The organism is Achromobacter sp. 01N37 (genome assembly GCF_056399725.1).
Genome location: NZ_JBFTRX010000052.1, coordinates 1 through 1,137, shown reverse-complemented (window position 1 = coordinate 1,137; position 1,137 = coordinate 1). Strand labels below are relative to the sequence as shown.

The window sequence follows — 1,137 nt, the reverse complement described above, 5'->3', positions numbered from 1 at the left end:
CATACCTGGACCGTCAACAACGACGGCAAGGGTACGTATGGTTCGTTCTCCGTCGACGGCTCCGGCAACTGGACGTACAACCTCGACAACGCCAACAAGACCGTTCAAGGCCTGAAGTCCGGCGAATCGATCACCGAAACGTTCACCGTGACCGTCAACGACGGCAACGGCGGGATCGTCGACAAGGCGGTCACGGTCACCATCAACGGCACGGATGACGGCGCGACCATCAATCCGGCTCAACCCGGCGATGACAAGGGYTCGGTCACCGAAGACGGKACGCTCACGACCGGCGGCAAGCTGGAAGTCACCGATCCGGATGCGGGCCAAGCGGTCTTCCAAACGCAGACCAATGCAGCCGGTAAGCACGGCACGTTCTCCATCGATGCCGATGGCAAGTGGAACTACACCCTGACCAATAACGACCCGGCTGTTCAAGGCCTGGGCGCGGGCAAGACCTTGACCGAGACCTTCACGGTTACGACGGCGGATGGCACGACCGGTCAGGTGGTTGTCACGATCGTTGGTACCAACGACACCCCGGTCCTGACCGGTAAGGCCGATGGCGCTGTCACCGAAGACGGCACGCTGATTGCCACCGGCAAGATTGATGTTGCTGATGTTGATACGACTGACACGCACACCTGGACCGTCAACAACGACGGCAAGGGCACCTACGGTTCGTTCTCGGTAGATGGTTCGGGCAACTGGACGTACAACCTGGACAACGCCAACAAGGCTGTTCAGGGCCTGAAGTCCGGCGAGACCTTTACCGAAACGTTTACCGTGACCGTCAACGACGGCAACGGCGGAATCGTCGACAAGCAAGTCACGGTCACCATCAACGGTACGGACGACGGCGCGACCATCAATCCGGCTCAACCCGGCGATGACAAGGGTTCGGTTACCGAAGACGGCACGCTCACGACAGGCGGCAAGCTCGAAGTGACCGATCCGGATGCAGGTCAAGCGGTCTTCCAAACGCAGACCAATGCTGCCGGCCAGCACGGCACGTTCTCCATCGACGCCGATGGCAAGTGGAACTACACCCTGACCAACAACGACCCGGCCGTTCAAGGCCTGGGCGCTGGCAAGACCCTGACGGAGACGTTCACCGTTACGACGGCGGATGGCACG

Annotated in this window: 1 protein-coding gene; it reads left to right on the top strand. The window is 60.7% G+C overall.

Annotated elements, in window-relative coordinates; genetic code table 11:
* A partial coding sequence (locus tag AC1DSJ_RS30195) for a VCBS domain-containing protein (RefSeq protein WP_476760476.1) occupies positions 1–1,137 on the top strand: 1,137 nt, incomplete at both ends.